General features: G+C 66.8%; 1 protein-coding gene and 1 pseudogene. Both read left to right on the top strand.

Translation table 11 applies throughout. The annotated features are described in order from the left end of the window. Positions 1 to 2,205: fibronectin type III domain-containing protein (locus tag M2317_RS18320; protein WP_429462706.1), on the top strand; the 2,205-nt coding region annotated here is incomplete at its 5' end. 138 nt (positions 2,206 to 2,343) lie between these two features. After that, positions 2,344 to 3,287: pseudogene (locus tag M2317_RS18315) on the top strand (Ig-like domain-containing protein); the annotation flags it as partial.

The following is a 3,287-nucleotide window of genomic DNA, read 5'->3' as shown; positions in this document are numbered from 1 at the left end:
GATCCGGATCCGGAGGATCAGGGCAAGCTCTCGTTCGACTATGTGAGTGGTGCGACCGAGGGCATCTCGGCGCGCATGGACGGCACGAAGCTGCTCGTCGAAGCATCCTCCAACACCCCCAAGGGCACGGCGGCCAGCCTCACCGTGCGGATCACGGACGGGCACACCGACCCCGTCACCGGAACGGTCGGCGTCACCGTGACCGCTTCCACGCGCGAGCTGCCCACCGCGGTTCCCGACACGTTCGAGGAAGTGGATCAGGGTGAGACGATCACGGTTCCGGTGCTGCAGAACGACTTCAACCCGTTCGCCGGTGAAGGTGAGCTGCGTCTGATCTCCGCCGAGCGCGAGAGCGGCGACGGCACGGTCAAGATGGTCGGCGATCAGGTCGAGGTGACTCCGAACGGCGAATACGTCGGAACGATGACGGTGCGCTATCGCATCGGTGACATCACGGAGGACCCCGACCGTGAGGTGGACGGGAAGATCGTGCTGAAGGTGCAGGGTGTGCCGGATGCGCCGGGGAAGCCGACGGTGTCGAGCGTTCAGGACCGGAAGGTGGTGCTGTCGTGGTCTCCGCCGGCGAACAACGGGGCGAAGATCGACGGATACACGGTCCGCTCCGTGCAGGGTGATGCGTATGAGAAGCAGTGCTCGTCGACGACGTGCACGCTGGACGGCCTGACCAACAACGTGAAGTACCTGTTCCAGGTCACCGCGAACAACCGGGTGGGTGAGTCCGAGCCGTCGCCGTCGTCGGCGGAGGCGCGTCCGGATGCGCGTCCGGATACTCCGGCGGCTCCGACGATGGTGTTCGGTGACAAGGAGTTGAAGATCGCGTGGAAGACGCCGTCGACTCCCGGCTCTCCCGTGCAGTACTACACGCTGGAGCTGTCCGGTGGTGTCGGTGCGGGTCAGAAGACGAACATCACCGGCAACAGCTACACGTGGACGGGTCTGGAGAACGGGGCCGAGTACACGGTCCGCATCCGCGCCCACAACCTCGCCCCCGAACCCTCCAGCTGGAGCGGGAACTCGCTCGGCGAGATCCCGGCGGGCCCGCCGCTCGCGGCCGCGGCGCCGACGACCGCCGAGCTCGAGCCGGTGCCGCCGCGCGCGCAGATGCAGGTCGCGTGGGTGGCACCGAACAACAACGGCGACGCGATCGACGGCTACCAGGTACAGGTGCTGCGCGGCGGAACCGTCGTGCAGACGATCGCGGTGGCCGCGGGCAAGACCACGCAGGCGGTGCCCGTCGACACGTCGACGACCGCGTACACCTATAAGGTCCGCGCTCAGAACAAGGCCGGCTGGGGAGCGTGGAGTGATGCATCCGCTCCCCGCCGCGGCGTCATCAAGCCGGATACTCCTTCGGCGCCGGTGGCGACCGCCCATGACCGGAGCATCACCGTGACCGACAGTTACAAGTTGACTGCGGCGCAACTGAACGGCGCGTCGGCTCAGGAGACGACGTATCAATACAACCTCGGCGGAGGATGGAGTGCCGACTGGGACGGCACGACGATCTCCGGAGTGAGCAACGGCACGCAGTACGCCGTACGCGTGCGCGCGGTGGCGACCGTCGATGGCAAGCAGTACATCTCGGACGGGTCCGCGGCATCCAACGGCGTGACGCCGTACGGCATCCCGCCCGCGCCGTCGGTGTCGTCGAAGTCCAACGCGCAATCGGTGACGTTCTCGTGGAGCGCCAACGGCAACAACGGGGCAGCCATCACGACCGAGATCAACATTGACGGCAACGGGTGGAAGGGTGCCAACAACAACGACTCCGTCCAGGTCGGCAACGGCTACAGCCAGCAGCACTCGATCCAAGTCCGTGTGAACAACAAAGCCGGCTACTCGGATGTCGTTTCGAAGTCGGAGACCTCCGGGCCGAAACCCGAACCGCCTGCGCCCCGCGTATGGGTCACGCAGGGCTCACTGGACCCGCAGCAGTGCGTCAATCGCTGCGCGAACTTCTACGTGAACTGGCAGAACCTCGACATCGGCACCAAGGACGTCAAGTGCTACTCGAGCGCCTACCCCGGTGGGGTCAGCGACTACTCCTACAGCGTGAACTTCAACGGCAACGGTGGCACCGAGATCTCCTGCCACCAGGGCCGCGACGGCGTCGACGTGTGGGTCGACATTCTCGGGTGGGGTGACGGCGTCGACACCGAGAAGAACTTCTGGCCGAGACCGTAGCGCCGGGTGCGTTCGCTGGGCAGTTCTCCCCATCGAGCGCATCCAGCATGCGCGGTTAGGATGTCTCGGTGCGATCTGTGGGCTGAGAACGGCCTCGCGCACCACGAGGTCTGATGCTGTCCCAGGGGGGAACCGGGTATGAAGGTGCTGAGCTGGGTCCGCGCGCGGCCGAAAACGCTTGCCTCAGCGGCAGCGGTCACCGCCGGTGTCGTGACGATCACGACCCTCGCCTTCGCCTATGACGGCAACCCGACGACCGAGGTCGATCTGAACGACGGCGGTGTCTGGGTCACGAAGTCGGCGAACCTTCTGGTCGGGCACTTCAACAACGAATCCGAGCTGCTCGACGGCGGCTTGCGCACCCCGGGTGAGAACTTCGACATCCTCCAGGATGAGTCGACCGTCGTGGTCGTCAACCGTGACGAGTCGACGGTCACCGTCGTCGACCCCGCGCATGTGACGCTCGGCGACAGCACCGGCATCCCTGGTGCCGCCAAGGTCGGCCTGGGCGCCAAGACGGTGGCGATCCTCGACACCGAATCCGGCGACCTCTGGGTCGAACCCGTCACCGGCCTCACCGAATTCGAGTTCGTCAGTGCGGACCCCCTGCTCGAGCTGGGCCGCGGCGCCGACCTGACCGTCGGTCAGGACGGCACCGTCTACGCGGTGTCGCCGGAGAAGTCTGCCGTGTTCACGGTTCCGGTGGATGCGCAGGGCGAGCCGTTGGAGCCGACGTCGGTGGCGGTCGAGGGGCTCAAGAAGGACAGCACGCCGACGATCACCGCCGTCGGGACGACGCCCGTCGTCCTCGATCCAGCCCGCGGCATCGTGACGACCCCTGGTGGGTTCGCGACCGAGATCCCGGAAGGCGACACTGCCGTCCTCCAGCAGGCATCCGCGGATGCGGCCGCTGTGACCGTGGCGACGGCCTCGCAGCTGCTGCGGGTGCCCCTGGACGGTGGCGAGATCGCAGCGACCAGCGCGACCGCTGAGGGGGAGCCGTCGGCGCCGGTGTCGTTGTTGGGGTGTTCGTATGGGGCGTGGTCGGGGTCTGGCCGGTTCGTGCGGGAGTGTCCGGGGGA

This window comes from Microbacterium sp. ZKA21 (genome assembly GCF_050434165.1).
Taxonomy (GTDB): Bacteria; Actinomycetota; Actinomycetes; order Actinomycetales; family Microbacteriaceae; genus Microbacterium.
Note: the sequence above shows the minus strand (reverse complement) of the source record. Positions and strands in the feature narration are given on the sequence as shown.